Origin of the sequence: Sphingomonas sp. Leaf357 (genome assembly GCF_001423845.1) — a bacterium.
GTDB lineage: Bacteria > Pseudomonadota > Alphaproteobacteria > Sphingomonadales > Sphingomonadaceae > Sphingomonas.
In genome coordinates this window covers 112,262-135,605 of sequence record NZ_LMPM01000003.1, presented here as the reverse complement: position 1 = coordinate 135,605, position 23,344 = coordinate 112,262, and the positions used below count along the sequence as shown (strand labels likewise).

Sequence of the window (23,344 nt, the reverse complement as noted above, 5' to 3'; positions counted from 1 at the left end):
GGCACGGTGGACCCCGGAACAAGTCCGGGGTGACGGTGCGCTGGTTGGAACGGATTTCACGCATGTGCGGCATTGCCGGTCTCTATTATCCGCAGACCCCGAAACCCGTGGATCCGGCGCGGATCCGCGCGATGGCGGATGTACAAGCGCATCGCGGGCCGGACGGATCTGGCCTGTGGACCGCGCCGGGCGTTGGGCTGGGGCATCGCCGGCTCTCGATCATCGACCTGACCGGATCGCCGCAGCCGATGGCGAGCGCGGACGGGGCGTTGACCGTCACCTATAATGGCGAGATCTACAATTTCGCCGACTTGCGCGCCGAATTGCAGGCGCGGGGCGCGGTGTTCGTCACGTCGGGCGATACGGAGGTCTTGCTGCACGGCTGGGCCGCTTGGGGCCCGGCGATGCTGGAACGGTTGAACGGGATGTTTGCCTTCGCCTTGCACGATGCGCGGCGGCAATGCCTGTTCCTGGCGCGCGACCGTTTGGGCGTGAAGCCGTTGCATTATGTCGAATTGTCGGACGGCGCGGTGGCGTTCGCCTCCGAACTGAAGGGGGTGCTCGCCCACCCGCTAGTGCGGCGTGATCCCGATATCCGCGCGGTCGAGGATTACATGGCCTTCGGCTATGTGCCGGACGATGCGTGCATCGTGGCAGGCGTCAAGAAGCTGGCGGCGGGGCATTCGCTGTTGATCGAGCGGGGCCGGCCGGTGCCCGCGCCGTCGCGCTGGTGGGGCGTGGACTTCTCGAACCGCGCGACCGGGTCGGCCAAGGCGCTCGAGGAGGAACTGGTGGCGCTGATGCGCGGGGCGGTCCGTTCCCGCATGGTGTCGGACGTGCCGCTGGGGGCGTTCCTGTCCGGCGGGGTGGACAGTTCGGCGGTGGTTGCGCTGATGGCCGAGGCGTCGGGTCGGGCGGTAAAGACCTGCACGATCGGCTTCGACGAGGTGGGGCATGACGAGCGCTCCCATGCGGCGCAGATCGCGGAGCGGTTCGCCACCGATCATCGCGAGCGCGTGGTGGCGGCCGACGATTTCGCGCTGATCGATACTCTGGTCGCGGCGTTCGACGAGCCGTTCGCCGATGCCTCGGCGCTCGCGACCTACCGGGTGTGCGAACTGGCGCGCGAGCAGGTGACGGTGGCGCTGTCGGGCGATGGCGCGGACGAGGCGATGGCGGGATATCGCCGCTACAAGTTCCAGGCGGCGGAGGAGCGGGTGCGCGGGCTTTTGCCGGAACATCTGCGCACGCGCGTGTTCGGGGCATTGGGGCGGGCCTATCCCAAGGCGGACTGGGCGCCGCGAGCGTTCCGCGCGAAGACGACGTTGCTGGCGCTCGCCGAGAATGGGGCCGAGGCGTATGCGCGGGCGGTGGGGGTGACGACGCCGGCGCTTCGCGCGGCGTTGTTCTCGGACACGGCCAAGCAAGCTTTGGGCGGGCATCGCGCCGAGGATCGCTATGTCCGCGCGATGCGCGATGCTCCGGCGCGCGATGCGCTCGACCGGGCGCAATATGCCGATTTCCAGCATTGGCTGCCGGGCGACATCCTGACCAAGACGGACCGGACCAGCATGGCAATCGGGCTGGAAGCGCGCGAGCCTTTGCTCGATTACCGGCTGGTGGAATTCGCCGCCACGCTGCCGGTGTCGATGCGTTTGCGGGGCGGGCAGGGCAAGTGGCTGATGAAGCGATCGATGGAGCGCTATCTGCCCAAGGACATCCTGTACCGGCCGAAGATGGGGTTCGTGACGCCGGTCAGCGCGTGGTTTCGAGGTCCGCTGGCCGACGAAGCGGCGCGGCTGGCCAAGTCGCGCGTGCTGGGCGGGATGTTCGATCCCGCCGCGATCGCCCGGCTGGCGGCCGACCATCGCAGCGGCCGGGCCGACCATGGGCGGACCCTGTGGCAGCTGGTGATGCTGGAGCGAGCGATGGAGCGGCTGTTCGGATAGGTTTCTCTTCGTCACCCCGGCGAAGGCCGGGTGCGCCGTGTGGAGGACGCACGCGTGCCCACATCCAGCGGCCCCGGCCTTCGCCGGGGCGACGGATCGGTTCAGAACACCGCCATCGCGGCGTGCAGCGTCAGCGCGATCAGCACCAGGCTGGACAGCAGGAACAGCGCGAAGCGGATGCTGATCTTGTTGAAGGTCGCCTGCACGATGCTGTGCACGATGCGCAGCCCGACATAGGCCCAGGCGAGCGCGGCGTTGAAGCCGTTGCCCGTGCCGGTGAGCGCGAGCACCAGCGCGACGGCGTAGAACAACGTCGGCTGTTCCATCAGGTGCATATAATTATGCGCGGGCCACTGCGCCTCATCGGGCACCACGCCGTCGAGCACACCCGGCTTGCCGCCGCGCGCCTTGGACAGGTCGATTCCGACCTTCTTCATCGCCGGCAGGCGCACCGCGATCATCCACGCCCACATCACCAGCGACCAGGCGATGAGCACGACGACCGGTTTTAGAATCTCGCTTTGCATTTGCTTCTCTCCCCGTTGTGCCGGGAAGGTGCACCACGCGCCACGCTGCGGCAACGGATTTGCAAGCGGCGGCAGAGGCGGGTGGATGACGGATTTGTCATGCAACGATCAGGATATCGGCGGGGCGTCCGGAGCATCATGGGCGCATCGCCGGGACAGACCGGTTCAAGCAGGAGGATATTCCATGAAATTCACCATTATCGCAGCCCTTGCCGGCGCCACTCTGGTCGCGGCGGGTCCGGCCGATGCGAAGGGCTGTCTCAAGGGCGCAGCAGTCGGCGGCGTGGGCGGGCATCTGGCCGGTCATCATGCCGTGCTGGGTGCGGCTGCGGGATGCGCGATCGGGCACCATCGCGCCGCGAAAGCCGCAAAGACCCAGGCGGCGGCGCGTCGCTGAGTCGACCACCTGATATCCGGGTGATGCATCGCCCGATGCGATCTGCATCACCCGTCAGGCATGCGCCAGCGCGCCGTTCAGCCAGCGTATGAAGAGCTGCGGCCAGAGCGAGCCGGGCAGGCCGTCGGGCAGGCCGACGCCGAAGCCGTGGCCGCCCTGCTGGAAGATGTGCGCCTCGGCGGGCACGCGCGCGGCGCGGGCATAAGCGAGGAGATCGAGCCCGTTGATGACGGGCACGGTGGGATCGTCCTCGGCATGCATGATGAACAAGGGCGGCGTATCGGCGCGGATGTTGCGATCGGCGGCGTAGCGCGCTTCCATCGCCGGCGACGGATTGGGACCGAGCAGATTGGCGCGCGATCCGCCCCGGCTGCGACCGGGATCCATGTTCGACACCGCATACATGAGGCCGCCGAAACGCGGACGGGCCGATTCGGCGTCGGCGGCATCGACGGCGGCGTAGACCTTCGCCGCATATTGCGTGACGAGCGAGGCGGCGAGGTGGCCGCCGGCGGAGAAACCGATCACGCCCAGCCGCGCCGGATCGATGCGGAAGCGGGCGGCCTGGGCGCGGATCAAGCGCATCGCGCGTTGCGCGTCGGCAAGCGGCGTATCGGCACGGTCGCGCCAGCCGTCGCCGGGCAGGCGATAGTTCAGGACGAAGCTGGTGATGCCATGCTGGGCCAGCACGCGCGCCACGCTGACGCCTTCATTTTCCAGCGAGACGAAGCTGTAGCCGCCGCCGGGCGCGATCAGCACGGCGCGGCCATCGGGACGGAGCGGCCGGAACACACCGACATCGGGCGAGGCGGTGCCGCGCATCCGGATGTCGCCGCGCTCGGTGATGTCGGGCGTGATGCGCGGCATGCGGGCGGGGGCGCCGGGCGGAAGGCCGGGCCACAGTTTGAAGCTCTCGACCGGCGGCCAGATCGGCGCGGTGGGCCGGCTTTGCGCGGCTTGCGCAAGCGAAGGGACCGCCGCGGCCCCGAGCGAGAGGCCCAAGAGCGCGCGGCGATCGGTCTGCATCAATCGAAGCTCGCGCCCCAGCGACGCTTGGTGCGGGTCTTCCACAGGCCGCGATGATAGGCGTCGCTGGCGAGCAGCGGCATGACCGAGCCGGCTTCGGCGAAGACCATCTGTTCGATGCCGGTATTGACCTTCCCCCAGCTCGCCGCTTCCTGCAGCGTGGACGAGGAACAGGCACCGTCGCGCACGTCGGCGACGGTGATCTGCACAGCATACTTATGGACCTGGACATCGTCATGACCGAGGATCTCGGCGCAGACGACGGTGTCCTGGATGAAGTTCTTCGGCACGCCGCCGCCGATCATCAGCAGGCCGGTGGTGCCGGCCTTGATCTTGATGTCGGTGAGTTCGCGGAAGTCGGCGATCGCATCGAGCACCATGTACGGCTTGCCTTCCTTGGCGCGATCGACCTGATGCTTGACGAGACCGAAGCCGGCCGAACTGTCGACGAAGGCGGGGCAGAAGATCGGCACGTCATGCTCGTAGGCGAGCTTGACCAGGCTGTTGTCCTTCTTGCCGTTCTCGACCAGATACTTGCCCATCGCGCGGATGAATTCGCGGCTCGAATAGGGGCGCGGCTCCAGGCTGTTGGCGATCTCGAGGATCGTGTGGTCGCAATCCTGCAGCTGCTCTTCGTCGATATACGTGTCGTAGATGCGATCGATCAGCAGCGAGCGCAGCGTGTCGTCGTCCGGCACCTCGAGTGCCTGATAATGCTTGTGGCCGAGGCCTTCGAAGAAATCCATGTCGACGATCGACGCGCCGGTCGCCACGACGCCGTCGATCATGTTGTTGCGCAGCAATTCCGCATACAGATCCATGCAGCCGCCGGCCGAGGTGGAGCCGGCGATGACGAGGAAGATCGAGCAATCCGGATCGGCGAGCATCTGGTTGTAGATGTCGGTCGCGCGGCCGAGATCGCGGCTGGTGAAGCTCATCTTCTTCATCGCATCGACGATCGGGCGGGCGTCGAACTTGGTGATGTCGATATGCTCGACGGTGGTCGAGAGGAGTTCGGCCTTGCGGTTGGTGTTCAGGGGTTCGGTCATTTCAAATCTCCATTTCCGAAAGGCGTCCGCGAGCAGGACGTGCAATAGCGGACCCTGGCGGCCGACAAGTTCGAAATACTCCCGCAAGCGGGAGGGGAGGAAGAAGGCGCAATTATTGGAAGCCTGTTACAGCGTGACGACGTTCGAGGCGACCTGTTCGTCGGCCTCGAAGTATAGCGAGGCCATCGGCTCGTCGTCCATGATCACCGTTTCGTCCGAGCCGAAGCCGTTGAACGCGGTGCGCATGGCGCAACCGTACGCGCCGAGCATGCCGATCTCGATATAGTCGCCGGCCTGGGCATCGGCAGGCAGCATGAACGGGCCGGCCATGTGATCCATGTCGTCGCAGGTCGGTCCGTAAAAGCTGAACGCCATGTCCTTGGCGCGGCTGTCGGGTTCGCGGAGCAACTGCACCGGGAAGCGCCAGCCGACATGCGCGGCATCGAACAATGCGCCGTAGGCACCGTCGTTGATATAGAGTTCGTCGCCACGGCGGCGCTCAACGCGGACAATCAGCGAACTGTATTCCGCACAGAGCGCACGGCCCGGTTCGGCCCAGAGTTCGGACGAATAGCTGACCGGCAGCGATTCGAACGCACGATGGATCGTCTCGAAATAGCGTTCCAGCGGGGGGGGCTCCATGCCGGGATAGCTGGACGGGAACCCACCGCCGACGTCGATGACGTCGACCGTGACCGCCGCCTCGACGATCGCCGCACGGACGCGTTCGAGCGCGTTGGCATAGGCCTCCGGCGTCATCGCCTGCGATCCGACATGGAAGCAGATGCCGAGCGCATCGGCCGCCTGGCGGGCGCGGAACAGCAATTCCTTCGCCTCGTGCGGCGCGCAGCCGAACTTCGAGGCGAGGCTGAGCTTCGAATGCTCGGACGACACGCGCAGGCGGACGCAGAGCGTCAGATCCGTCGCATGCTTCGTCGCGAGCAGGATCTTGTCCAGCTCTTCCAGCGAATCGAGGCTGAAGGTGCGGCAGCCGTGCGTGAAATACGCCTCGGCGATCGCTTCCGGCGCCTTGACCGGGTGCATGAAGCAGAGCGTCGCTTCGGGCAGCAGGCGCGCGACGAGGCGCACCTCGGCGATCGAGGCGACGTCGTAATGCGTGATGCCGCTGTCCCACAGGACCTGGATCAGGTCCGGCGAGGGATTCGCCTTCACGGCGTAGAGCGACCGACCCGGAAACTTCTCGACGAAGAAGCGGGCGGCACGCGCGGCGGCATGCGGACGGATGAGCGTGACCGGCTGAACCGGCCGAGACTTAGCGATGTCTGCTGCGGTGATCGCAGTCGGACGGGTGGTCGCTAACCCCAGCGTGTTATGATGCTTGTGCAATTCAAGGGACCTCCAATGTCCGTAGACAAGTTCACGAAACACTGCCTTGCGGTTGGAAGTCCCATGGGGCAGCGGAAGGGCGAAATAGGATCGTGTTTCGGCGATGTAAAGCGGTATTGGACCCCCTGGCCCCGCTCAGGAGATAAAGTGTGACGTTTGTGCGACAACCCACCCGTGCCGGGGTTCGCGACGCGGCCGCGAAGATCGCTTCGGTGGTGCCGCCGTCTCCGCTGTTCGTCGCGGAAATCCGTGGAAGTTCAATCGCTTTCAAGTGCGAGTGCCTGCAGCCGATGGGCGCGTTCAAGCTGCGCGGGGCGTGGCATCGGCTGACCGCGATCGATCCCGAGATGCGGCCGCGCGGCGTCGTCGCCTTCTCCAGCGGCAACCATGCGCAGGGAATCGCCTGGGCGGCGAAGCGGCTCGGCATGCCGGCGACGGTCGTGATGCCGGCGGACGCGCCGAAATCGAAGCGCGAGGGGACGCTGGCGCTGGGCGCCGAGATCGTGTCCTATGACCGGCACAGCGAGAGTCGCGAGCAGATCGCCGGGCGACTGGCCGAGGCACGCGGGGCGGTGCTGGTGCCGAGCTTCGACGATCCGTGGGTGATCGAGGGGCAGGGCAGTACCGGAATCGAGGCGGCGGCGCAGATGGAGGCGCAGGGGCTGGGGCCGGCGGTGCAGGTGGTGGTGCCGTGTGGTGGCGGCGGGCTGGCGGCGGGAATCGCGCTCGGCCTGCCGGATGCGATGATGACGGTGGCCGAGCCGGACGGCTGGGACGATATGCGGCGATCGCTGGAGGCGGGGTGGATCGAGGAGGTCGGTCCGGATGCTCCGCCGACCGCCTGCGACGCGCTGCAGACCAAGCGGGTGTCCGACCTGACGTTCGACGTATTGTCGCGCCGGGGCGTGCGCGGCGTGGCGGTAAGCGAGTTCGAGATCCGGAACGCGCAACGCTGGGCGGCGGAGCGTTTGCGGCTGGTGGTGGAGCCGGGCGGCGCGGTGGCGCTGGCGGCATTGCTGTCGGGCAAGGTCGAGGCGACCGCGGGGACGTTGGTAATCCTGTCGGGCGGGAATGTGGAGCGGGAGGCTTATGGGCGGGTGTTGGCGGGGGGGGGGTTGAACTGCCCGCTTCGATCCTCTCCAATTCCCCCTCCGTTCGTTTCGAGCGAAGTCGAGAAACTTTGCGCAGCGCTGAAGGCGGTTTCTCGACTTCGCTCGAAACGAACGGGTAAAGGGGGCGCTATGAATACCGAAACTCTGACCGGCATTGGTGCCGCTGCGCCTGCCATCGCGATGCTCGGGATGTTCGCGTGTATCGCCGGCGGCATCTATCTGATCGCGACGAAGCGCGACCGGACGAAGGGTGTGTTGCTGCTGGTGATGTCGGTGGTGCTGCTCGGCAACGTGCTGGTTTGGACGTTGTAGATTGCGGCGAAATCTGGGCGAAGTTCACACAAGGTCATACGGTATGAGGCAGTGCGTCGCGAGGCGCAGAGGTGGTTCGCAGCGATGTGAAAGAGCGGGGTCGCTTATAATCGGACCGGTGCTTGTAGGACAGGGCTGTAGGGACCGGCCTTCCTGCCGCCCTGCTGTTGAAGCGAGCTTTTAGGAAGAAGAAGAAGAAGCGGGATCCCGGGTCGAGCCCGGGATGACGGTGGGGAAGGGACGGCTTGTGGGGCGGGCATGGGCGAAGCCCATGCCGTCGGCCGGTGCGAGGGCACCGCCGGCCGGGCTCGACATCGCGGGCGCGGATTAGCGCAGCTAATCCGCTGCTCCCAATTCACCTTATGGGTGAATTAGGGTCGAGCCGCATATCCAGATACTTGTCCACGCTGCCCATCAGTTCGGGCATCTCATGCTCGAAGAAGTGGTTCGCCTTGGGGATCGTGTCGTGGTGGATCGTGATGTGCTTCTGCGTGCGCAGCTTGTCGACCAGCTTCTGGGTCGCCAGCGGCGGGGAGACTTCGTCGTTCTCGCCCTGGATGATGATGCCGCTGGCCGGGCAGGGGGCGAGGAAGGTGAAGTCGTACATGTTGGCCGGCGGCGCAACCGAGATGAAGCCGCGGATTTCCGGGCGGCGCATCAGAAGCTGCATGCCGATCCACGCACCGAAGCTGAAGCCGGCGATCCAGGTGGTCGAGGCTTCGGGGTGGAAGCTCTGCACCCAATCGAGCGCCGAGGCGGCATCGCTCAGTTCGCCGATGCCGTTGTCGAACGTGCCCTGGCTCTTGCCGACGCCGCGGAAGTTGAAGCGCAGGGTGGCGAAGCCGCGGCGCTGGAAGGTCTTGTAGAGCTGCTGCACGATCGCGTTGTTCATCGTGCCGCCCGCCGTGGGGTGCGGATGCAGGATCATCGCGACGGGCGCGCGCGGGCGCGGGCCCGGGGAGAAGCGGCCTTCGAGACGGCCTTCGGGACCGGGGAAAATGACTTCTGGCATGGGAAACCTGACTGATCTGTGCGCGCAACTTGGGCGCTGGAAGATGGGCGCTATATAAGATGGGTGCACCTTTTCGCAATTGGAACGACTCCTGACCGCCAACATGCCTTCTGACCCGATCGGGCGCATCTATCTCGATCATGCCGCGACCACCGCGATGCTGCCTGCTGCGATCGATGCGGTGGCGGCGGGGATGCGGCGTTGGGCGAACCCGTCTTCGCCGCATGCCGAGGGGCGCGCGGCCAAGGCAGCGCTGGAACGGGCGCGGGCCGAGCTGGCGTCGGCCTATGGTTGGACGGGCGAAACGTTGTTCACCAGCGGGGCGAGCGAATCGCTGGCGATCGCGACGCAGCGGGCGGACGTGGCCGTGCGGATCATTACCGCGGTCGAGCATGACGCGGTGATGCGCTGGGCCACGCCGGAGACGATCGTGCTGCCGGTCGGTGCGGATGGCGTGGTGGGTTTGGCGGCGTTGGAGCGCGCTTTGCCTTCCGAGGGCCGTGCGCTGGTCACGGTGCAATGGGCGAACAGCGAGACGGGCGTGCGTCAGCCGATCGCGGAGATCGCGCGCGTGGCGCGTGGCGGTGGCGGACTGCTGCTGGTCGATGCGGCGCAGATGCCGGCGGGGGTCGATCTCGATGTGGCCGAGCATGCCGATTTCGTGGCGCTGTCGGCGCACAAACGTGGCGGGCCACCGGGAATCGGGGCTTTGCTGGTGCGCGATCTCGGCACGCTGACGCCGACCGGGGGGCAGGAGCGGGGGTATCGGCCGGGGACGGAGAATCTGCCGGCGGTGCTGGGCTATGCCGCCGCCTTGGCCGAGCCGGAGCCGGTGGACGAACATGCGCGGCTGCGCGCCTTGCTGGACGATGCGGTGGCGCGGTCGGGGGGCGAGGTGATTGCTGCGGGGTCGGTCAGGCATGCGGCGATCGGCGCGTACCGGATGCCGGGCGTGCCGAGTTTCGTGCAGTTGATCGACTTCGACGCGGCCGGATTCGCGGTGTCGGCAGGGAGCGCGTGCGCCTCGGGCAGCATGAAGCCGAGCCACGTGCTGGCGGCGATCGGCCTGCCCGAAGCGGCCGGGCGCGAGGTGGTGCGGGCGAGTTTCGGGCGGACGACGAGCGAGGCGGAGGTGCGCGCGTTCATCGCGGCGTGGCGTGGTGTGGCGCGATCGAAGCAGCGGTTCGTGGCATGATCTATCTCGATTATCAGGCGACCACGCCGCTGGCGCCCGAAGCGTTCGAAGCGATGCTGCCCTGGTTGCGCGACGATTTCGCGAATCCGCATTCCGCGCATGGGGCGGGGCGACGCGCGAAGGCGGCAGTCGAGGTGGCGCGGGAGCAGGTGGCGGCGTTGCTGCCCGAGGGCGGGCGGGTGAGCTTCACCAGCGGCGCGACCGAGGCACTGAACTGGGCGCTGAAGGGGGTCGGGCCGGGGCGGATCGTGACGCTGGCGACCGAGCATGCCGCGGTGCTGGACACGGTCGAGGCTCTGGCGCGAGGCGGGCGCGAGGTGATCGTGATGCCGGTCGGGGCGGATGGGCTGGTCGATCCGGACGTTGCGCGGGCGGCGATCGGGCCGGGGACCGCTCTAGTCGCGGCGATGCTGGTGAATAACGAGATCGGAGTGATCCAGCCGGTCGCCGAACTGGCGCGACTCGCGCATACGGTGGGCGCGCTGATGCTGTGCGATGCGGTGCAGGGCTTTGGACGGGCCGCCGTTCCGGAGGCGTGCGACTTGGTCGCGGTGTCCGCGCACAAGGTGCACGGGCCGAAGGGGATCGGGGCGCTGTGGGTCCGAGACGGGATTGCGCTGGAGCCGCTGATGCATGGCGGCGGGCAGGAGGCCGGTGGGCGGTCGGGGACTTTGTCGCCGGCGCTATGCGTGGGGTTCGGGGTGGCGGCGCGGTTGATGGCGGAACTGAAGGAGGCGGATGCGGCGCATGTCGATGGGCTTTGGCGGGCGGCGATGGGGCGTTTGCTTGGCCGTCACCCCGGACGTGTTCCGGGGTCCACGAAGCCGCAAGGTTTGGAGGTAGAACTTCAATCCGGATCGGAAGCCGCTTCGTGGACCCCGGAACAGGTCCGGGGTGACGGGTGGTGGTTGAATGGATCGGCCATCGCCCGCTACCACGGCAATCTCAACATCCGACGCGACGGGCTCGACGTGGCGCGGCTGATGTCGGACCTGCGCGACGTCGCGTTTTCCGCCGGGTCGGCGTGCGCGAGCGGATCGGGTCGGTCGAGCCATGTGTTGCGAGCCATCGGGCTCACCGAGGCACAGGCGCGGTCGAGCATCCGGATCGGGTTCGGACGCTACACCACGGAGGAAGAACTGGGCGAGGCGATCGAGCGGATCGTCGCGGCCGCCGATGCCCAGAGGATCGCGGCGTGACGCTGGTGCGCTTCGTCGGGATCGACGGTGCCGTGCGCGAGGTTCGCGGCGCGGCTGGGGATCGGTTGCTCGATCTCGCCCAGGCGGACGGCCAGCCGCTGGAGGGGACGTGCGAGGGACAGATGGCATGTTCGACGTGCCATGTGATCGTGGCGGCAGAGGATTTCGCGCGGTTGCCGAACGCGAGCGAGGATGAGGAGGATATGCTCGATCTGGCGATGGGCGCGACGCGGACCAGCCGGCTCGCGTGCCAGATCTGGCTGGATGCCGCCTGGGGCGAACTGACGGTACGGATTCCGGGCGAAGCGCGGAACATGAGCGGACGATAATGGTTTCGCTCCCGTGCCGAAGAGGCATGGAGGAGATAAGACATGAAGATTTTGGGATTGATCGCCGCCGGGTTGCTCGGCGCCGTGACGTTGGCGCCGGCTTCGGCGAGCGCCGCTCCGGTCGCAGCGGGTTCCGCTACCCTGATGGTGGCCGGCGTCGTCGTCGCGCCGCAGGCGGTGGTCGTGCGCGAGCGCACCACGGTGCGTCGTGGACCGGGCTATCGCGGCAATCGCTGGGCCACGCGCCGCGTTTGCACCAATCGCTGGCGCGGCCATCGCAAGATCCGCACCTGCCGCCAGGTCCGCTATCGCCGCTGATCTGAGCTATTGATCGCACCGCCCGACTTCCCTATCTGAGCCGCGGAAGTCGGGCGGACGTGGTCGTCGCCAACCTGGTCAGATCCGGAAGGAAGCAGCCACAACGATTTCGCCACGGGTCGTTCCGGCTTCCACCGCGAGCCGCAGCAAAGGTGCGGTGAGCGCGGCCGGCGGGCAGAGCCCGTTCGACGACGCGGCTTTGCCGCGGTGCTGTCCGGCTCGGATGGGTGGCAAAAGAATCCACTTCTATCGCGGCTTGTTGGATACCGGATCAAGTCCGGGATGACGGTGGTCTTTGGGCACAACCTTTTCCTTACATCGCGCGGCATCCGCCCTTAGATAGTCGGCGATGTCCGAATCCCCAGATCTTCCTGCCTTCGACCTCGGCGACCCCGTGCAGCCGCAAAAGCCGGAGGCGTACCGCGTGCTGGCGCGCAAGTATCGGCCGCAGACGTTCGCCGAGCTGATCGGGCAGGACGCGATGGTCACGACGCTGGGCAATGCGATCCGGCGTGGGCGGCTGGCGCATGCGTTCCTGCTGACCGGCGTGCGCGGGGTAGGCAAGACGAGTACCGCGCGGCTGATCGCCAAGGCGCTGAACTGCATCGGCCCGGACGGCGAGGGCGGGCCGACGATCGACCCGTGCGGGGTGTGCGAGCCGTGCCGTGCGATCGCCGAGGGTCGTCACATCGATGTGATCGAGATGGACGCCGCCAGCCATACCGGCGTGGACGACGTGCGCGAGATCATCGATGCGTCGCGCTATTCGGCGGTTTCGGCGCGCTACAAGATCTACATCATCGACGAAGTCCACATGCTGTCGAAGAACGCGTTCAACGCGCTGCTGAAGACGCTGGAGGAGCCGCCGGCGCATGTGAAATTCCTGTTCGCGACGACCGAAGTGAACAAGGTGCCGGTGACGGTGCTGTCGCGCTGCCAGCGCTTCGATCTCAGGCGCATCTCGGCGGAGCAGCTGGCGGCGCATTTCGCGTTCGTCTCGGCGGCGGAACAGGTTGAGGCGGAGCCGGAGGCGCTGGCGATGATCGCGCGCGCGGCGGAAGGATCGGCGCGCGACGGGCTGTCGATCCTCGACCAGGCGATCGCGCATGCGGGGATCGAGGGCGGCGGCGTGAAGGCGGCGGCGGTGCGAGACATGCTCGGCCTGTCGGATCGCGGCGCGGTGCGCGACCTGCTCGGGTTGCTGCTGGCGGGCGACGGGCTTGGCGCGCTGGCGGCGCTGAGGCGGCAATACGATCTCGGCGTCGATCCGCAATCGGTGCTGCGCGCGCTGCTGGAGACGGTGCACGGCGTGACGCTCGTCAAGCTCGGCACGCCGCCCGAATCGGGACAGGCGCATGAAGAGCGCGCGGCGCAGGAGGGCTGGGCGACCGCCTTGTCCTTCGCGGCGCTGCATCGTTTGTGGCAGTTGCTGCTGAAGGGGCATGACGAGGTCGCGCGCGCGGCGCTGCCGATCGAGGCGTGCGAAATGGCGTTGCTGCGCGTCGTCCACGCTTCGCAACTGCCCGATCCGGGCGAACTGGCGCGGCAATTGGCGGCGGGCGGGCCGGTGACGATGGCCGCCGCGCCACCCGCTCCGCCAGTGAAAAACGCCGAGCCGGTCGAGGCGGCGTTGCCCGATACGATCGAGGGCATCATCGCGGTGCTGGAAAAGGCCGGCGAATATGGCCTGGCGGTGAAGCTCGAGCGTAGTGCGAGCGTGATCCAGATCGCGCCGCCGGAGATGGTGCTGAGTTCGTTGCGGCCATTGCCCGCCGATATGGTGCGCGACCTGATGGTCGAGCTGAAACGCTGCACCGGGCGTGCGTGGAAGGTGACGACCGAGGATGCCCCCGGCGCGCCGACGATCCGCGAACGGCATCTCGAATCGAAAGAGGCGGTCCGCGCGGAAATCCTGTCGAGCCCCGTCGTCAAGGCGGCGTTCGAGGCGTTTCCCGATGCGGTGCTGCCCGAGGATGAACTGGACCGGCTGATTGCCGCCAAAAGGAGCGAACAGAAGTGAAGAGCATCGAAGACATCATGGCGATGGCGCAGAACGTGCAGAACGAGCTGACCAAGGCGCAGGCGAACCTCGATACGATCGAGGTCGAGGGCGCGGCCGGCGGCGGGCTGGTGAAGGTGAAGGCGTCGGCCAAGGGGCGGATCATCGGCATCGCGATCGACGATTCGCTGATCGTCGCATCCGAGAAGCAGATGCTGGAGGATCTGATCGTCGCGGCGTTCAACGATGCGCGGGCCAAGGCCGATGCCGCGTCGAACGACGAAATGGGCAAGCTGACCAGCGGGATGCCGTTGCCGCCGGGGTTCAAGCTGCCGTTTTGAGCGCTTGGCACCCATTGAGATTTCCCCGTCATCATCTTCGCGTAGGCGAGGATCCCGCTTCTTCCACTTGGTGCGGGGCAAGGCAGCGGGATCCCGGATCAAGTCCGGGATGACGGATGGGCTATTCTGCGTGGGGTTTGCCGGCGGGCCAAGCGGAGAGATCGATCACGCACATCGCGCCGTAGCGGGCGTGTGGGCCGCACCAGATGCCGGCGAAGCGCAATTCGGGTGAGAGAATCGTGCGACGGTGGCCGCGTCCGGGTACGCCGTCGTCGACGACCAACTGGCGCACCACCGCTTCGGCGCTGTCGAAGCCGTAGCTGACCGCTTCCACGACATAGATATCGCCACCCTGTGCGCGGACTCGGTCGCCGGGAGACCGGCCCGGCGCGCTGCGGTGGCCGGTCGCGCCGGTTCGAGCCTGTTCGTCGGCGAGGATGCGGGCGGCGTTTTCCAGGACGCGGCCGGGGGCGAGGGGAGCGACCGACGCCTGGCGGTTCAGCGCGGCGATCGCTTCCGCCACGGCGGGTGCGCCGTCGATCGAAAGGCGCGCCAGCGTCTCGCCGGGAAGCGTGTAGGTTCGAGAGTCGGGCGTGCCGAACAGGTGGCGATAGTCTTCCAGTCCGGCGGCATAGCCCGCCGGATCGGTGCGCAGGCGGTTTAGCTCTGCCAGCACCTCCGCCGCAGTCGGATAGCCGGGCGCGGAGGCCGGCAACAGTGCCAGCATGACGACGAGGAACGGGAGGCGGAGCGCGCGCATGTCTATTGCAGGCAGGCGTCCAGGCGATCGTTGCGCACCACGCCGACGCGGCGGGTGATGGCGTTGCCGTGGCGACGGGTGAAGCCGTGCGGGGCGATGGCGGCGCGCTTCTTAGGCAGCGGCAGGATGGCGGCGATGCGCCCCGCCTCGGAGGGCGACAGGGTATCGGCGCCGTGGCCGAAATAGCGGATCGACCCGGCCTCCACGCCATAGGTGCCGATGCCGGTTTCGGCGACGTTGAGATAGACTTCCATGATCCGGCGCTTGCCCCACAGGGTTTCGATCAGGACGGTGAAATACGCCTCCAGCGCCTTGCGGGCATAGCCGCCGCCCTGGATGAGGAAGACGTTCTTCGCGGTCTGCTGGCTGATCGTCGAACCGCCACGGACGCGCCCGCCTCTGGCGTTGCGATAGGCGGCGTTGGCGATGGCGGTGAAGTCGAAGCCATGATGCCGACAGAAGCGCGCATCCTCCCCGGCGATGGCCGCGCGCGGCATGTTCGGATCGATCTGCGACAGCGGCTTCCATTGCTTGGTCACGCCGTTGCCGCCGATCAGATCGCCGATCATCGTGAGGGTGATCGGTGGCGGCACGAAGCGGAAGACGAGCACCAGCAGGACCGAGCCGAGCAGGAACCAGAGCAGGCCCTTGACGATCCATCCGGTGATGCGGCGCGCAAGCGGGCGGCGGGGCTTGAGGGGGCGTGCGGCGGATCGGTTGCGGAGGGTGGCGTCGCTCATCGGGCGAACTTGCCGGATCGGGGGGCGTGGGGGAAGGGGTTTGAGGTGAGGCGGCGGGGGTGATTGTCCCAACTACCGTCACCCCGGACTTGATCCGGGGTCCAACGGGAGGAAAGTGCAACGCTCGATCATCAGCGTCTTCCCGAGCGGCTAGTTGGATCCCGGATCAAGTCCGGGATGACGGTAGTAGGGTTCAGACGGCCGCCAGCAGACGCCGGTCGCCCGCCAGGCGCATCATCGCCTTTTGCAGCTTTTCGAACGCGCGCACTTCGATCTGGCGGACGCGTTCGCGCGACACGCCGTAGACCTGCGAGAGCTCTTCCAGCGTCTTGGGATCGTCGGTCAGGCGGCGTTCGGTCAGGATGTGCTGCTCGCGCTCGTTGAGGTCGTCCATCGCGCTGGTCAGCATTTCGTGCCGGACATCGGCTTCCTGCGCCTCCGCGACGACGGTGTCCTGTAGGGGGGCGTCGTCCTGCAGCCAATCCTGCCACTGGCCGTCGCCATCCTCGCGCATCGGAACGTTGAGCGAAGTATCCCCGCCCATCGCCATGCGGCGGTTCATGCTGGTCACTTCGGCTTCGGTGACGCCGAGATCGGTGGCGATCTTGGTGAGATGCTCGGGCGACAGATCGCCATCCTCGAACGCATCGAGCTTCGACTTCATGCGGCGCAGGTTGAAGAACAGCTTCTTCTGCGCGGCGGTGGTGCCCATCTTAACAAGGCTCCACGAGCGCAGGATATATTCCTGGATCGAGGCGCGGATCCACCACATCGCATAGGTCGCGAGGCGAAAGCCGCGATCGGCCTCGAACTTCTTCACGCCCTGCATCAAGCCGATATTGCCTTCGGAGATCAGTTCGGACGTCGGCAGGCCATAGCCACGATAGCCCATCGCGATCTTCGCCACGAGGCGCAGGTGCGAGGTGACGAGCTGCGCCGCCGCATCGGTGTCGCCATGTTCCTCGAAGCGCTTGGCGAGCATATATTCCTGCTCGGGTGCGAGGATGGGGAATTTCTTGATTTCCGACAGATAGCGGTTGAGGCTTGCCTCTCCGCCAAGAGCGGGGACCGTGGCTGGCACGTTGCTTTTAGCCATGACTTGATCTCCCTTTAAACTGGGTATGCCGCATCGCAGCGAAACCCGATAGCTATACGTTAAGGTGGCTGAACAGTTCCTGCATGTCCGCAGGCATTTCGCTTTCGAATGCCAAAGCTTCGCTTCTAATAGGGTGGATGAACCCCAAATGGGCGGCGTGCAACGCCTGGCGATGGAAATCGAGCGTTTCCAAAAGCGGCCGGTGACCTTGTTTTGTTCTACCATAGACCGGGTCGCCCAGCAAGGGATGACCGATCGACGTCATGTGCACGCGCACCTGATGCGTGCGGCCGGTTTCCAGCCGGCATTCGACCAGAGCGGCGTTCCTGAGCGGGGTGACGGTACGGAAATGCGTCACGGCGCGCTTGCCGCCCTGGACGATCGCGACCTTCTTGCGATCGGTCGACGAACGGGCGAGCGGGGCATCGACCTTGCCCTCCATCGGCATCGGGCGACCCTGCACGATCGCCTTGTAGCGGCGATCTATGCTGTGATCGTGGAACTGGCGGGCCAGCCCCTCATGCGCGCGATCGGTCTTGGCCGCGACCATCAGGCCCGACGTGTCCTTGTCGATACGGTGGACGATGCCGGGCCGGGCGACGCCGCCGATGCCCGACAGGCTGCCGCCGCAATGATGTAGCAGCGCGTTGACCAGCGTGCCGTCGAGATTGCCCGCCGCCGGGTGGACGACGAGCCCGGCCTGCTTGTCGATCACCATGAGATGCTCGTCCTCGAACACGATGGTGAGCGCGATATCCTGCGGCACGTTATGGGCTGGGGTGGGATCGGGCACCGCGACGTTGAACATCGCTCCGGCCGCCGCCTTGCGCGAGGGATCGCGCGCCAGCGCACCGGAGGGGTCGCTGACCGCGCCGCCGTTGATCAGAACCTTCAGGCGTTCGCGTGATAGCGTCGGCACCGCATCGGCCAGCGCACGATCGAGACGCCAGCCATCGGCGGCGTCGGAGATCGTTGCGGCGATGATGGAAACCCCCCGGCTCATGGCCTAGGATGTGGTCATGGCGTGGGAGATTTCAAGCACTCTGGTGGCGAGACTGCTAGACGAGGCGGCGGCGTCTCCATGGGTGGAAGTGTGCGGGTTGCTGTTCGGAACGGGCGGGCGGATCGCAGCGGCCGAGGCGTGCGCGAACGTGGCGGTCGAGCCGGCGCGGCGGTTCGAGATCGATCCGGCGGCATTGTTCGCGGCGCACCGGCGGGCGCGGGCGGGGGATGCGCAGGTCATCGGGTGCTATCATTCGCATACCTCCGGCGATCCCGTGCCTTCGGCGACGGACGCGGAGAGCGCGATGGGCGACGGGGCGATCTGGGTTATCCTCGGACGGGGCGAGGCCCGCGCGTGGCGAACGGTGGAGCGTGGCCGCTTCGAGGCGGTGGTGTTGTCCGTTCGATAGGGGCATGCCGGCCCGGCATGGGTTGCGCACATGGCGCGGCATCGCCAGAAGAGCGTCAACGCCTATTACCCATCGGACCTTATTCCATGACCATCAGCCCGGTCGATTTCGCCAGCCTGCTTTGTTCGCGATTGTGCCACGATCTGCTCTCGCCCGTCGGTGCGCTCAACAACGGGCTGGAATTGCTGGCCGACGAGCATGATCCCGAAATGCGCCAGCGCTGCCTGGAACTGCTCAACGAAAGCGCGCGCGCGTCGGCGAACAAGCTGAAATTCTTCCGTCTCGCCTTCGGCGCGGCGGGCGGGTTCGGCGAGATGGTGGATTCGCGCGAGGCGCGGGCGGCGATTGAAGGGCTGTTCGGCGACAATCACCGCGTCAAGCTCGGCTGGCTGATCGAGGACAGCACGCTGCCCAAGCCGGCGATCAAGGTGCTGCTGAACCTGGCGCTGATCGCGGGCGATGCGCTAATCCGGGGCGGGCAGCTGGATGTCGGGGCGGAGAGCATCGATGGCGCGGTGGAGATCGTGGTGCGCGCCGATGGGCCGCGCATCGTGCTGGACCAGGAAATGCGCGGCGCGCTGACCGGGGCCGACCCCGATGCGGTCATCACGCCGCGCGCGGCGGCGGCCTATCTGGTCCATGCGCTGGTGAAAGAGGGCGGCGGGCAGGTGCAGGTGTCCGATCCGGAAGAACCGGTGCTGCTGTTCGGCGCGTCATTCAAGGCGGCGTGAGCGGCAACCTAACCGCTCCTTAACCAATCATCGCCAATGGTTCCCGCCAATCGCGGGGGCCTAATGGACGATCTGCTTCAGGAATTCATTGCCGAGACCCGCGAGACGCTCGAAGCGCTCTCGGGCGAGATCGTCGCGTGGGAGAGCGATCCGTCGGACCGCAACCGGCTCGATGCGATCTTCCGCTTCGTGCACACGGTGAAGGGCAGCTGCGGTTTCCTCGATCTCCCGCGTCTCGCCCGGCTGAGCCATGCCGCCGAGGACGTGCTGGCGGCGGTGCGCGACGGCTCGCGCGCGCCGGACACGAAACTGGTGAATGCCGTATTGGCGATCGTCGACCGGATCGGCGAGATCGTCGAGGCGATCGATGGCGGCGTCGCGCTGGACGATTCGGGCGAGGATCTGCTGATCGCCGCGCTCGACGAGGGTTCGGAAGATCTGGTCGTCGCGACCACCCCGCTGGCGGTGCGGGCGCAATCGCGCAGCGTGCGGCTGAACGTGGACCTGCTCGACCGGATGATGTCCGGCATGTCGGACATGGTGCTGGCGCGGAACGAGCTGGCGCGGCGGCTTCGTGACGACGGTGCGGACCCTGCGGTCGAAGCTGCGCTGGAGCGTCTGTCGCTGACCGTGGCCGAGATGCGCGACACGGTGACGCGTACGCGCATGCAAAAGATCGATGCGCTGTTCTCCGCGCTGCCGCGGATGGTGCGCGACACGGCGGCCGAACTGGGCAAGGCGGTGACGCTGAACATCGAGGGATCGGACGTCGAACTCGATCGCGAGATGATCGAGATGATGCGCGATCCGCTGGTCCATATGGTGCGCAACTCGATCGACCACGGGATCGAAGGCGTGGTGGAGCGCATCAAGGCGGGCAAGCGCGAGAACGGGCGGCTGACCGTATCGGCGCGCCAATCCGGCAACCAGATCATCATCGAGATTTGCGACGACGGGCGCGGCATCAATGTCGAGCGGCTGATCGAGAAGATCGCCGCCGGCGGCCGGCCGATGCGCGACCTGCTGGCGCTGAGCGACAAGGCGAAGCTGCAACTGGTGTTTGAACCGGGCATCTCGACTAAGGACGAGGTGACGTCGATCTCCGGTCGCGGTGTCGGCATGGACGTGGTGCGCGCCAATATCGAGCAGATCGGCGGGCGGATCGAGATCGACAATGCGCCGGGCCGGGGCCTGCGCATCGCGATCCACGTGCCGCTGACGCTGTCGATCATGGCGACGATCGGCGTGGGCGTGGGCGACCAGCGTTTCGCGATCTCGCGCCAGGTGATCGAGGAGATCGTGACGGTGCGCGGCGGTTCGCACGAGGGAGCGATCCGCATCGACATGCTGGGCGACACGCCCGCCGCCACGGTGCGCGAACGGCGCATGCCGCTGATCGATCTGGGCAACATCCTGGCGCTGCGCGACGGGGCGCACGATCACCCCGCGATGCTGGTGATCGTCAGCGTCGTCGGCGGCAGTTATGCGCTGGCGGTCGATTCCGTGCTGGATCACGAGGAACTTGTGATCAAGCCCGCCGCGCCCGCGGTGATGGCGACGGGCGTCTATGCCGGGCAGACGCTGCCCGACAGCGGCCTGCCGATGCTGCTGCTCGACTGTGCGGGCATCGCGGCGGTCTCGGGCCTCGAATTCAAGCGTGACGTGAGCGCCGACGATGCGATCGAGGAGGTCGCGGCGGACGGGGTTTCGGCGTTGCTGTTCGACGATCTGGACGGCGTGCGCCGCCTCGTGCCGCTATCGGTGATCGACCGGGTCGAGCCGGTGCAGGCGGATGCGATCCGCTTCGCCGCCGGACGGCTGCGGCTGTCGGTGGAGGGAAGGATCATCCCGCTCGCCGCGATGGCGGGGATCGCGGACGGGCAGGACGTGCACGTGTTGCGCCTGCGCGATGGCCGGGACGAGATCGGCTATGCTATATCGGCCGCGCTGGACATCGTGACCTTGCCCGAGACGATGGTGTCCGCGCGCGAGGCCGGACCGGTGGCGGGCGTGATCGCGATCGACGGCGACCAGATCGAACTGCTCGACGTGCACTGGCTGTTCGCGACGCATGGCGACGGACAGCAGGAAGAGACCCCGCCGGTCTGCCTGATCGCGGGCAGCGAATCCGCGTGGATGACGACGTTCCTGAAACCTGCGCTGGAGGGTGCCGGCTACCGCGTGGCGACGAAGCTGAAGACGGGCGAGAGCGCCACCGTCGTGCTGACGATGGACGAGGAGACGGTCGCCGCGCCGCATGCCGCGCCGGTCGTCCGGCTGCGCCACGATCGATCGCAGGCGGCGAACGACGGCAGCATCTATCGCTACGATCGTCCGGGATTGCTCGCGGCGTTGGCAGAGAAATCCGGGGCAGAGAAATCCGGTGCCCAGAAATCCGGGGCAAAGAAATCCGGCGGCGAACGGGCAGGGGGTTTCAAATGAGCGCATTGTTCCTGATCGCGCACATCGCCGGGCGCGCCGTGGCGATCGATTCCGCGCAGGTCGAATCGGTCGTGGATATCGGCACCGTCATCCCGGTGCCGAAGACGAGTTCGCAGGTGCTGGGCCTGACCGCATTGCGCAGCCGGGTCGTGACGGTGATCGATACGCGCGCCGCTCTCGGCGTGGCCGCATCCGACATTCCGGCCAAGCGTGCGGTGATCACCGTGGCCGAGGGGCACCATTATGCCGTGCTGGTCGATTCGCTGGAGGATGTCGCGCCGTTCGATCTGCTGCCCTTGTCGCCGGGCATCGTGCTGGACGGCGGATGGCACGGAGCCGGCTGCGGGATCGTCGAACGGGACGGGGAGCCGGTGCTGGCGATCGACCTGCGCGCGGTGCTACCGGGGCTCACCGCGCTGGCCGCGTGAAATTGTACCGAATTAACGGGACGCTTACGGATTTAGGGCAGACCGGCTATGTTGCATAACGGGAAGCATTCATGAAAACGTGCCTGGTCGTCGATGATTCGAAGGTGATCCGCAAGGTCGCGCGGCACATTCTGGAAACCCTGAACTTTCAGGTCTCCGAGGCCGGAGACGGCAAGGAAGCGCTGGATTCCTGCCTCGCCTCCGCGCCCGACGTGATCCTGCTCGACTGGAACATGCCGGTGATGAGCGGGATGGATTTCCTGCGCGCGCTGCGCGTCAGCGCGGTGACGAACCGCCCGAAGGTGGTGTTCTGCACGACCGAAAACGGCATGGGCCATATCCGCGCCGCGATCGAAGCGGGGGCGGACGAATATGTCATGAAGCCGTTCGATCGCGAGACGTTGGAAAGCAAACTCCAGATCGTCGGCATGGCCTGAAGGGGCCGCCGACATGAAGCCCGCGCCCGCCGAGGCCGCAGCGCCCCCGGGGCGACCCGCCGCCGATCACCCAACGGCCGTCTCACCAACCATCCTGCCGAAAATCCTGATCGTCGACGATTCGGCGGTCGCCCGTGCGGTGATCGGACGGATGATCGAGGCCAGCCGCCGCTTCGCGCTGGCCGGCACCGTGCCCGACGTGCAGGCCGCCCTGGCCTTTCTGAAGACGCAGCACGTCGACGCGATCCTGCTCGACATCGAAATGCCCGGCATCGACGGCCTGACCGCCTTGCCCGACATGATCGTGGCCGGCGCGGGCGCCAAGGTGCTGGTCGTGTCCTCGTCGTGCGACGATGGCGGCGCGGCGACGATCCAGGCCTTGTCGCTGGGGGCCGCCGACACGCTGGTGAAGCCCGGCGTCGGTGCGTTCGCCGGTCGCTTTTCCGACGTGCTAATCGACAAGTTGTCGCGCTTGCTGGCGATCGATCCCGTCGCCGCTCCGGCGGTCCAGGCCGCGCCCGCCGGCGTGACGCCGCGCGTCGCGCAGAACCGCTTCGACATCGTCGCGATCGGTGCCTCGACCGGCGGCATCCATGCGCTGAGCCAGTTGCTGCGCGAGATACCGGCCGATTTCACCACGCCGATCCTGATCACGCAGCATCTGCCCGAATCGTTCATGCCCTATTTCGCGGCCCAGGTGGCCGTGCTCGCCGGACGCCCGTGCGATGTCGCGGTCGATCGGCTGCGCATCCGATCGGGCCGGGTGATCATCGCGCCGGGCGACGGACATATGCGGATCGTCTCGCTGGGGGACGGCAATTTCGCCGTCAGGTTGACGCGCGATCCGGCCCGCAGCGGCTGCATGCCCTCGGTCGATCCGATGTTCGAGAGCCTCGCCGAGACGCACGGCGCACGCGCGATCGGCATCGTGTTGAGCGGGATGGGACGCGACGGCAGCGAGGGGGCGCGCAAACTGGTCGAGGCGGGCGGTGCGCTCGTCGCGCAGGATCGTGCGAGTTCGGTGGTCTGGGGCATGCCCGGCGCGGTCGCTCCGCTGGCCGGCGTGATGCTGCCGCCGGGCGAGATCGGCCGGCTGATCGCCGACGGGCGGAAACCGACATGCTGAGCCCGCTGCCCCGCCGCCCGATCGGCCTGCCGAAGATCGCGCCTACGCCGCGTCCGGCCG

23 protein-coding genes, 1 other RNA gene and 1 pseudogene are annotated in these 23,344 nt (G+C 67.1%); 16 read left to right on the top strand and 9 right to left on the bottom strand.

Annotated elements, in window-relative coordinates; all coding sequences use genetic code 11:
- The first annotated feature begins 62 nt into the window (after positions 1-62).
- A complete protein-coding gene (locus tag ASG11_RS17260; protein WP_055783209.1) occupies positions 63-1,949 on the top strand; it encodes an XrtA/PEP-CTERM system amidotransferase in 1,887 nt (628 codons plus the stop codon).
- 101 nt (positions 1,950-2,050) lie between these two features.
- Here the strand turns inward: ASG11_RS17260 and ASG11_RS17255 are convergent, their stop codons facing one another.
- A complete protein-coding gene (locus tag ASG11_RS17255) occupies positions 2,051-2,476 on the bottom strand; it encodes an MAPEG family protein (protein WP_055783206.1) in 426 nt (141 codons plus the stop codon).
- Between the two features lie 184 nt (positions 2,477-2,660).
- Here ASG11_RS17255 and ASG11_RS17250 point away from each other — a divergent pair, with 184 nt between their 5' ends.
- Positions 2,661-2,873 carry a hypothetical protein gene (locus ASG11_RS17250; RefSeq protein ID WP_055783204.1) on the top strand — a complete coding sequence of 71 codons (213 nt, stop codon included), beginning with the start codon at positions 2,661-2,663 and terminating at the stop codon, positions 2,871-2,873.
- 54 nt (positions 2,874-2,927) lie between these two features.
- On the opposite strand, the gene ASG11_RS17245 is transcribed toward ASG11_RS17250, so the two are convergent.
- The 3 genes from ASG11_RS17245 to ASG11_RS17235 all read right to left on the bottom strand — a co-directional run bounded on the left by ASG11_RS17245 (position 2,928) and on the right by ASG11_RS17235 (position 6,295).
- Entirely contained in the window at positions 2,928-3,899 is a 972-nt protein-coding gene (locus ASG11_RS17245; protein ID WP_055783201.1) for an alpha/beta hydrolase, read from the bottom strand.
- Complete coding sequence (locus ASG11_RS17240; protein ID WP_055783198.1) at positions 3,899-4,948, bottom strand: 1,9-bis(guanidino)-5-aza-nonane synthase; 1,050 nt, start codon at positions 4,946-4,948, stop codon at positions 3,899-3,901. The genes ASG11_RS17245 and ASG11_RS17240 overlap by 1 nt, the downstream gene beginning before the upstream one ends.
- A gap of 126 nt (positions 4,949-5,074) precedes the next feature.
- Positions 5,075-6,295 carry a type III PLP-dependent enzyme gene (locus ASG11_RS17235; protein ID WP_055783196.1) on the bottom strand — a complete coding sequence of 407 codons (1,221 nt, stop codon included), beginning with the start codon at positions 6,293-6,295 and terminating at the stop codon, positions 5,075-5,077.
- 203 nt (positions 6,296-6,498) lie between these two features.
- Here ASG11_RS17235 and ASG11_RS17230 point away from each other — a divergent pair.
- Positions 6,499-7,401: pseudogene (locus tag ASG11_RS17230) on the top strand (threonine ammonia-lyase); the annotation flags it as partial.
- A gap of 673 nt (positions 7,402-8,074) precedes the next feature.
- Here the strand turns inward: ASG11_RS17230 and ASG11_RS17225 are convergent.
- Complete coding sequence (locus ASG11_RS17225) at positions 8,075-8,731, bottom strand: alpha/beta hydrolase (RefSeq protein WP_055783193.1); 657 nt, start codon at positions 8,729-8,731, stop codon at positions 8,075-8,077.
- A 103-nt stretch (positions 8,732-8,834) separates the two neighbouring features.
- On the opposite strand from ASG11_RS17225, the gene ASG11_RS17220 reads away from it, so the two are divergent.
- From ASG11_RS17220 to ASG11_RS17195, 7 genes are all read left to right on the top strand, one after another.
- On the top strand, positions 8,835-9,926 hold the full coding sequence (locus tag ASG11_RS17220; RefSeq protein WP_055783612.1) for a cysteine desulfurase family protein: 1,092 nt from the start codon (positions 8,835-8,837) through the stop codon (positions 9,924-9,926).
- Positions 9,923-11,125, top strand: coding sequence for a cysteine desulfurase family protein (locus ASG11_RS17215; protein ID WP_055783191.1), 1,203 nt, complete (start codon positions 9,923-9,925; stop codon positions 11,123-11,125). Before ASG11_RS17220 ends, ASG11_RS17215 begins: the two co-directional genes overlap by 4 nt.
- Complete coding sequence (locus ASG11_RS17210) at positions 11,122-11,454, top strand: 2Fe-2S iron-sulfur cluster-binding protein (RefSeq protein WP_055783188.1); 333 nt, start codon at positions 11,122-11,124, stop codon at positions 11,452-11,454. Before ASG11_RS17215 ends, ASG11_RS17210 begins: the two co-directional genes overlap by 4 nt.
- A 42-nt stretch (positions 11,455-11,496) precedes the next feature.
- Entirely contained in the window at positions 11,497-11,772 is a 276-nt protein-coding gene (locus ASG11_RS17205; RefSeq protein WP_055783184.1) for a hypothetical protein, read from the top strand.
- Between the two features lie 42 nt (positions 11,773-11,814).
- An RNA gene (gene ffs, locus ASG11_RS18500) (signal recognition particle sRNA small type) lies at positions 11,815-11,910 on the top strand.
- Between the two features lie 211 nt (positions 11,911-12,121).
- Positions 12,122-13,792 (top strand): DNA polymerase III subunit gamma/tau, encoded by a 1,671-nt coding sequence (locus ASG11_RS17200; protein ID WP_055783181.1) that lies wholly within the window; start codon positions 12,122-12,124, stop codon positions 13,790-13,792.
- On the top strand, positions 13,789-14,112 hold the full coding sequence (locus ASG11_RS17195) for a YbaB/EbfC family nucleoid-associated protein (RefSeq protein ID WP_055783178.1): 324 nt from the start codon (positions 13,789-13,791) through the stop codon (positions 14,110-14,112). The genes ASG11_RS17200 and ASG11_RS17195 overlap by 4 nt, the downstream gene beginning before the upstream one ends.
- 121 nt (positions 14,113-14,233) lie before the next feature.
- Here ASG11_RS17195 and ASG11_RS17190 read toward each other — a convergent pair whose 3' ends face one another.
- From ASG11_RS17190 to ASG11_RS17175, 4 genes are all read right to left on the bottom strand, one after another.
- Positions 14,234-14,872 (bottom strand): CAP domain-containing protein, encoded by a 639-nt coding sequence (locus ASG11_RS17190; RefSeq protein WP_055783175.1) that lies wholly within the window; start codon positions 14,870-14,872, stop codon positions 14,234-14,236.
- Between the two features lie 2 nt (positions 14,873-14,874).
- Entirely contained in the window at positions 14,875-15,612 is a 738-nt protein-coding gene (mtgA, locus tag ASG11_RS17185; RefSeq protein ID WP_082472942.1) for a monofunctional biosynthetic peptidoglycan transglycosylase, read from the bottom strand.
- 193 nt (positions 15,613-15,805) lie between these two features.
- Entirely contained in the window at positions 15,806-16,708 is a 903-nt protein-coding gene (rpoH, locus tag ASG11_RS17180; RefSeq protein WP_055783172.1) for an RNA polymerase sigma factor RpoH, read from the bottom strand.
- Positions 16,709-16,760: 52 nt separating this feature from the next.
- A complete protein-coding gene (locus ASG11_RS17175; protein ID WP_055783169.1) occupies positions 16,761-17,711 on the bottom strand; it encodes an RluA family pseudouridine synthase in 951 nt (316 codons plus the stop codon).
- Between the two features lie 43 nt (positions 17,712-17,754).
- Here ASG11_RS17175 and ASG11_RS17170 point away from each other — a divergent pair, with 43 nt between their 5' ends.
- From ASG11_RS17170 to ASG11_RS17145, 6 genes are all read left to right on the top strand, one after another.
- Positions 17,755-18,120, top strand: coding sequence for a M67 family metallopeptidase (locus tag ASG11_RS17170; protein ID WP_330218916.1), 366 nt, complete (start codon positions 17,755-17,757; stop codon positions 18,118-18,120).
- Between the two features lie 86 nt (positions 18,121-18,206).
- Positions 18,207-18,851, top strand: coding sequence for a histidine phosphotransferase family protein (locus ASG11_RS17165; protein WP_055783165.1), 645 nt, complete (start codon positions 18,207-18,209; stop codon positions 18,849-18,851).
- 63 nt (positions 18,852-18,914) lie between these two features.
- A complete protein-coding gene (locus tag ASG11_RS17160) occupies positions 18,915-21,293 on the top strand; it encodes a chemotaxis protein CheA (RefSeq protein ID WP_082472941.1) in 2,379 nt (792 codons plus the stop codon).
- On the top strand, positions 21,290-21,721 hold the full coding sequence (locus ASG11_RS17155; protein ID WP_055783163.1) for a chemotaxis protein CheW: 432 nt from the start codon (positions 21,290-21,292) through the stop codon (positions 21,719-21,721). Before ASG11_RS17160 ends, ASG11_RS17155 begins: the two co-directional genes overlap by 4 nt.
- A gap of 71 nt (positions 21,722-21,792) precedes the next feature.
- The gene (locus tag ASG11_RS17150) at positions 21,793-22,158 is read left to right on the top strand and encodes a response regulator (protein ID WP_055783161.1); all 366 of its coding nucleotides are present in this window, start codon (positions 21,793-21,795) and stop codon (positions 22,156-22,158) included.
- Between the two features lie 13 nt (positions 22,159-22,171).
- Positions 22,172-23,284 (top strand): chemotaxis protein CheB, encoded by a 1,113-nt coding sequence (locus tag ASG11_RS17145; protein ID WP_082472940.1) that lies wholly within the window; start codon positions 22,172-22,174, stop codon positions 23,282-23,284.
- Positions 23,285-23,344 lie beyond the last annotated feature (60 nt).

Excerpts from the sequence above, each read along its gene's own strand:
- mtgA (WP_082472942.1), bottom strand. The coding sequence starts at position 15,612 with ATGAGCGACGCCACCCTCCGCAACCGATCCGCCGCACGCCCCCTCAAG.
- ASG11_RS17190 (WP_055783175.1), bottom strand. The coding sequence starts at position 14,872 with ATGCGCGCGCTCCGCCTCCCGTTCCTCGTCGTCATGCTGGCACTGTTG.
- ASG11_RS17155 (WP_055783163.1), top strand. The coding sequence starts at position 21,290 with ATGAGCGCATTGTTCCTGATCGCGCACATCGCCGGGCGCGCCGTGGCG.
- ASG11_RS17215 (WP_055783191.1), top strand. The coding sequence starts at position 9,923 with ATGATCTATCTCGATTATCAGGCGACCACGCCGCTGGCGCCCGAAGCG.
- ASG11_RS17245 (WP_055783201.1), bottom strand. The coding sequence starts at position 3,899 with ATGCAGACCGATCGCCGCGCGCTCTTGGGCCTCTCGCTCGGGGCCGCG.
- ASG11_RS17240 (WP_055783198.1), bottom strand. The coding sequence starts at position 4,948 with ATGACCGAACCCCTGAACACCAACCGCAAGGCCGAACTCCTCTCGACC.
- ASG11_RS17175 (WP_055783169.1), bottom strand. The coding sequence starts at position 17,711 with ATGAGCCGGGGGGTTTCCATCATCGCCGCAACGATCTCCGACGCCGCC.
- rpoH (WP_055783172.1), bottom strand. The coding sequence starts at position 16,708 with ATGGCTAAAAGCAACGTGCCAGCCACGGTCCCCGCTCTTGGCGGAGAG.
- ASG11_RS17205 (WP_055783184.1), top strand. The coding sequence starts at position 11,497 with ATGAAGATTTTGGGATTGATCGCCGCCGGGTTGCTCGGCGCCGTGACG.
- ASG11_RS17260 (WP_055783209.1), top strand. The coding sequence starts at position 63 with ATGTGCGGCATTGCCGGTCTCTATTATCCGCAGACCCCGAAACCCGTG.
- ASG11_RS17220 (WP_055783612.1), top strand. The coding sequence starts at position 8,835 with ATGCCTTCTGACCCGATCGGGCGCATCTATCTCGATCATGCCGCGACC.
- ASG11_RS17250 (WP_055783204.1), top strand. The coding sequence starts at position 2,661 with ATGAAATTCACCATTATCGCAGCCCTTGCCGGCGCCACTCTGGTCGCG.
- ASG11_RS17200 (WP_055783181.1), top strand. The coding sequence starts at position 12,122 with ATGTCCGAATCCCCAGATCTTCCTGCCTTCGACCTCGGCGACCCCGTG.
- ASG11_RS17255 (WP_055783206.1), bottom strand. The coding sequence starts at position 2,476 with ATGCAAAGCGAGATTCTAAAACCGGTCGTCGTGCTCATCGCCTGGTCG.
- ASG11_RS17225 (WP_055783193.1), bottom strand. The coding sequence starts at position 8,731 with ATGCCAGAAGTCATTTTCCCCGGTCCCGAAGGCCGTCTCGAAGGCCGC.
- ASG11_RS17165 (WP_055783165.1), top strand. The coding sequence starts at position 18,207 with ATGACCATCAGCCCGGTCGATTTCGCCAGCCTGCTTTGTTCGCGATTG.
- ASG11_RS17160 (WP_082472941.1), top strand. The coding sequence starts at position 18,915 with ATGGACGATCTGCTTCAGGAATTCATTGCCGAGACCCGCGAGACGCTC.
- ASG11_RS17145 (WP_082472940.1), top strand. The coding sequence starts at position 22,172 with ATGAAGCCCGCGCCCGCCGAGGCCGCAGCGCCCCCGGGGCGACCCGCC.
- ASG11_RS17150 (WP_055783161.1), top strand. The coding sequence starts at position 21,793 with ATGAAAACGTGCCTGGTCGTCGATGATTCGAAGGTGATCCGCAAGGTC.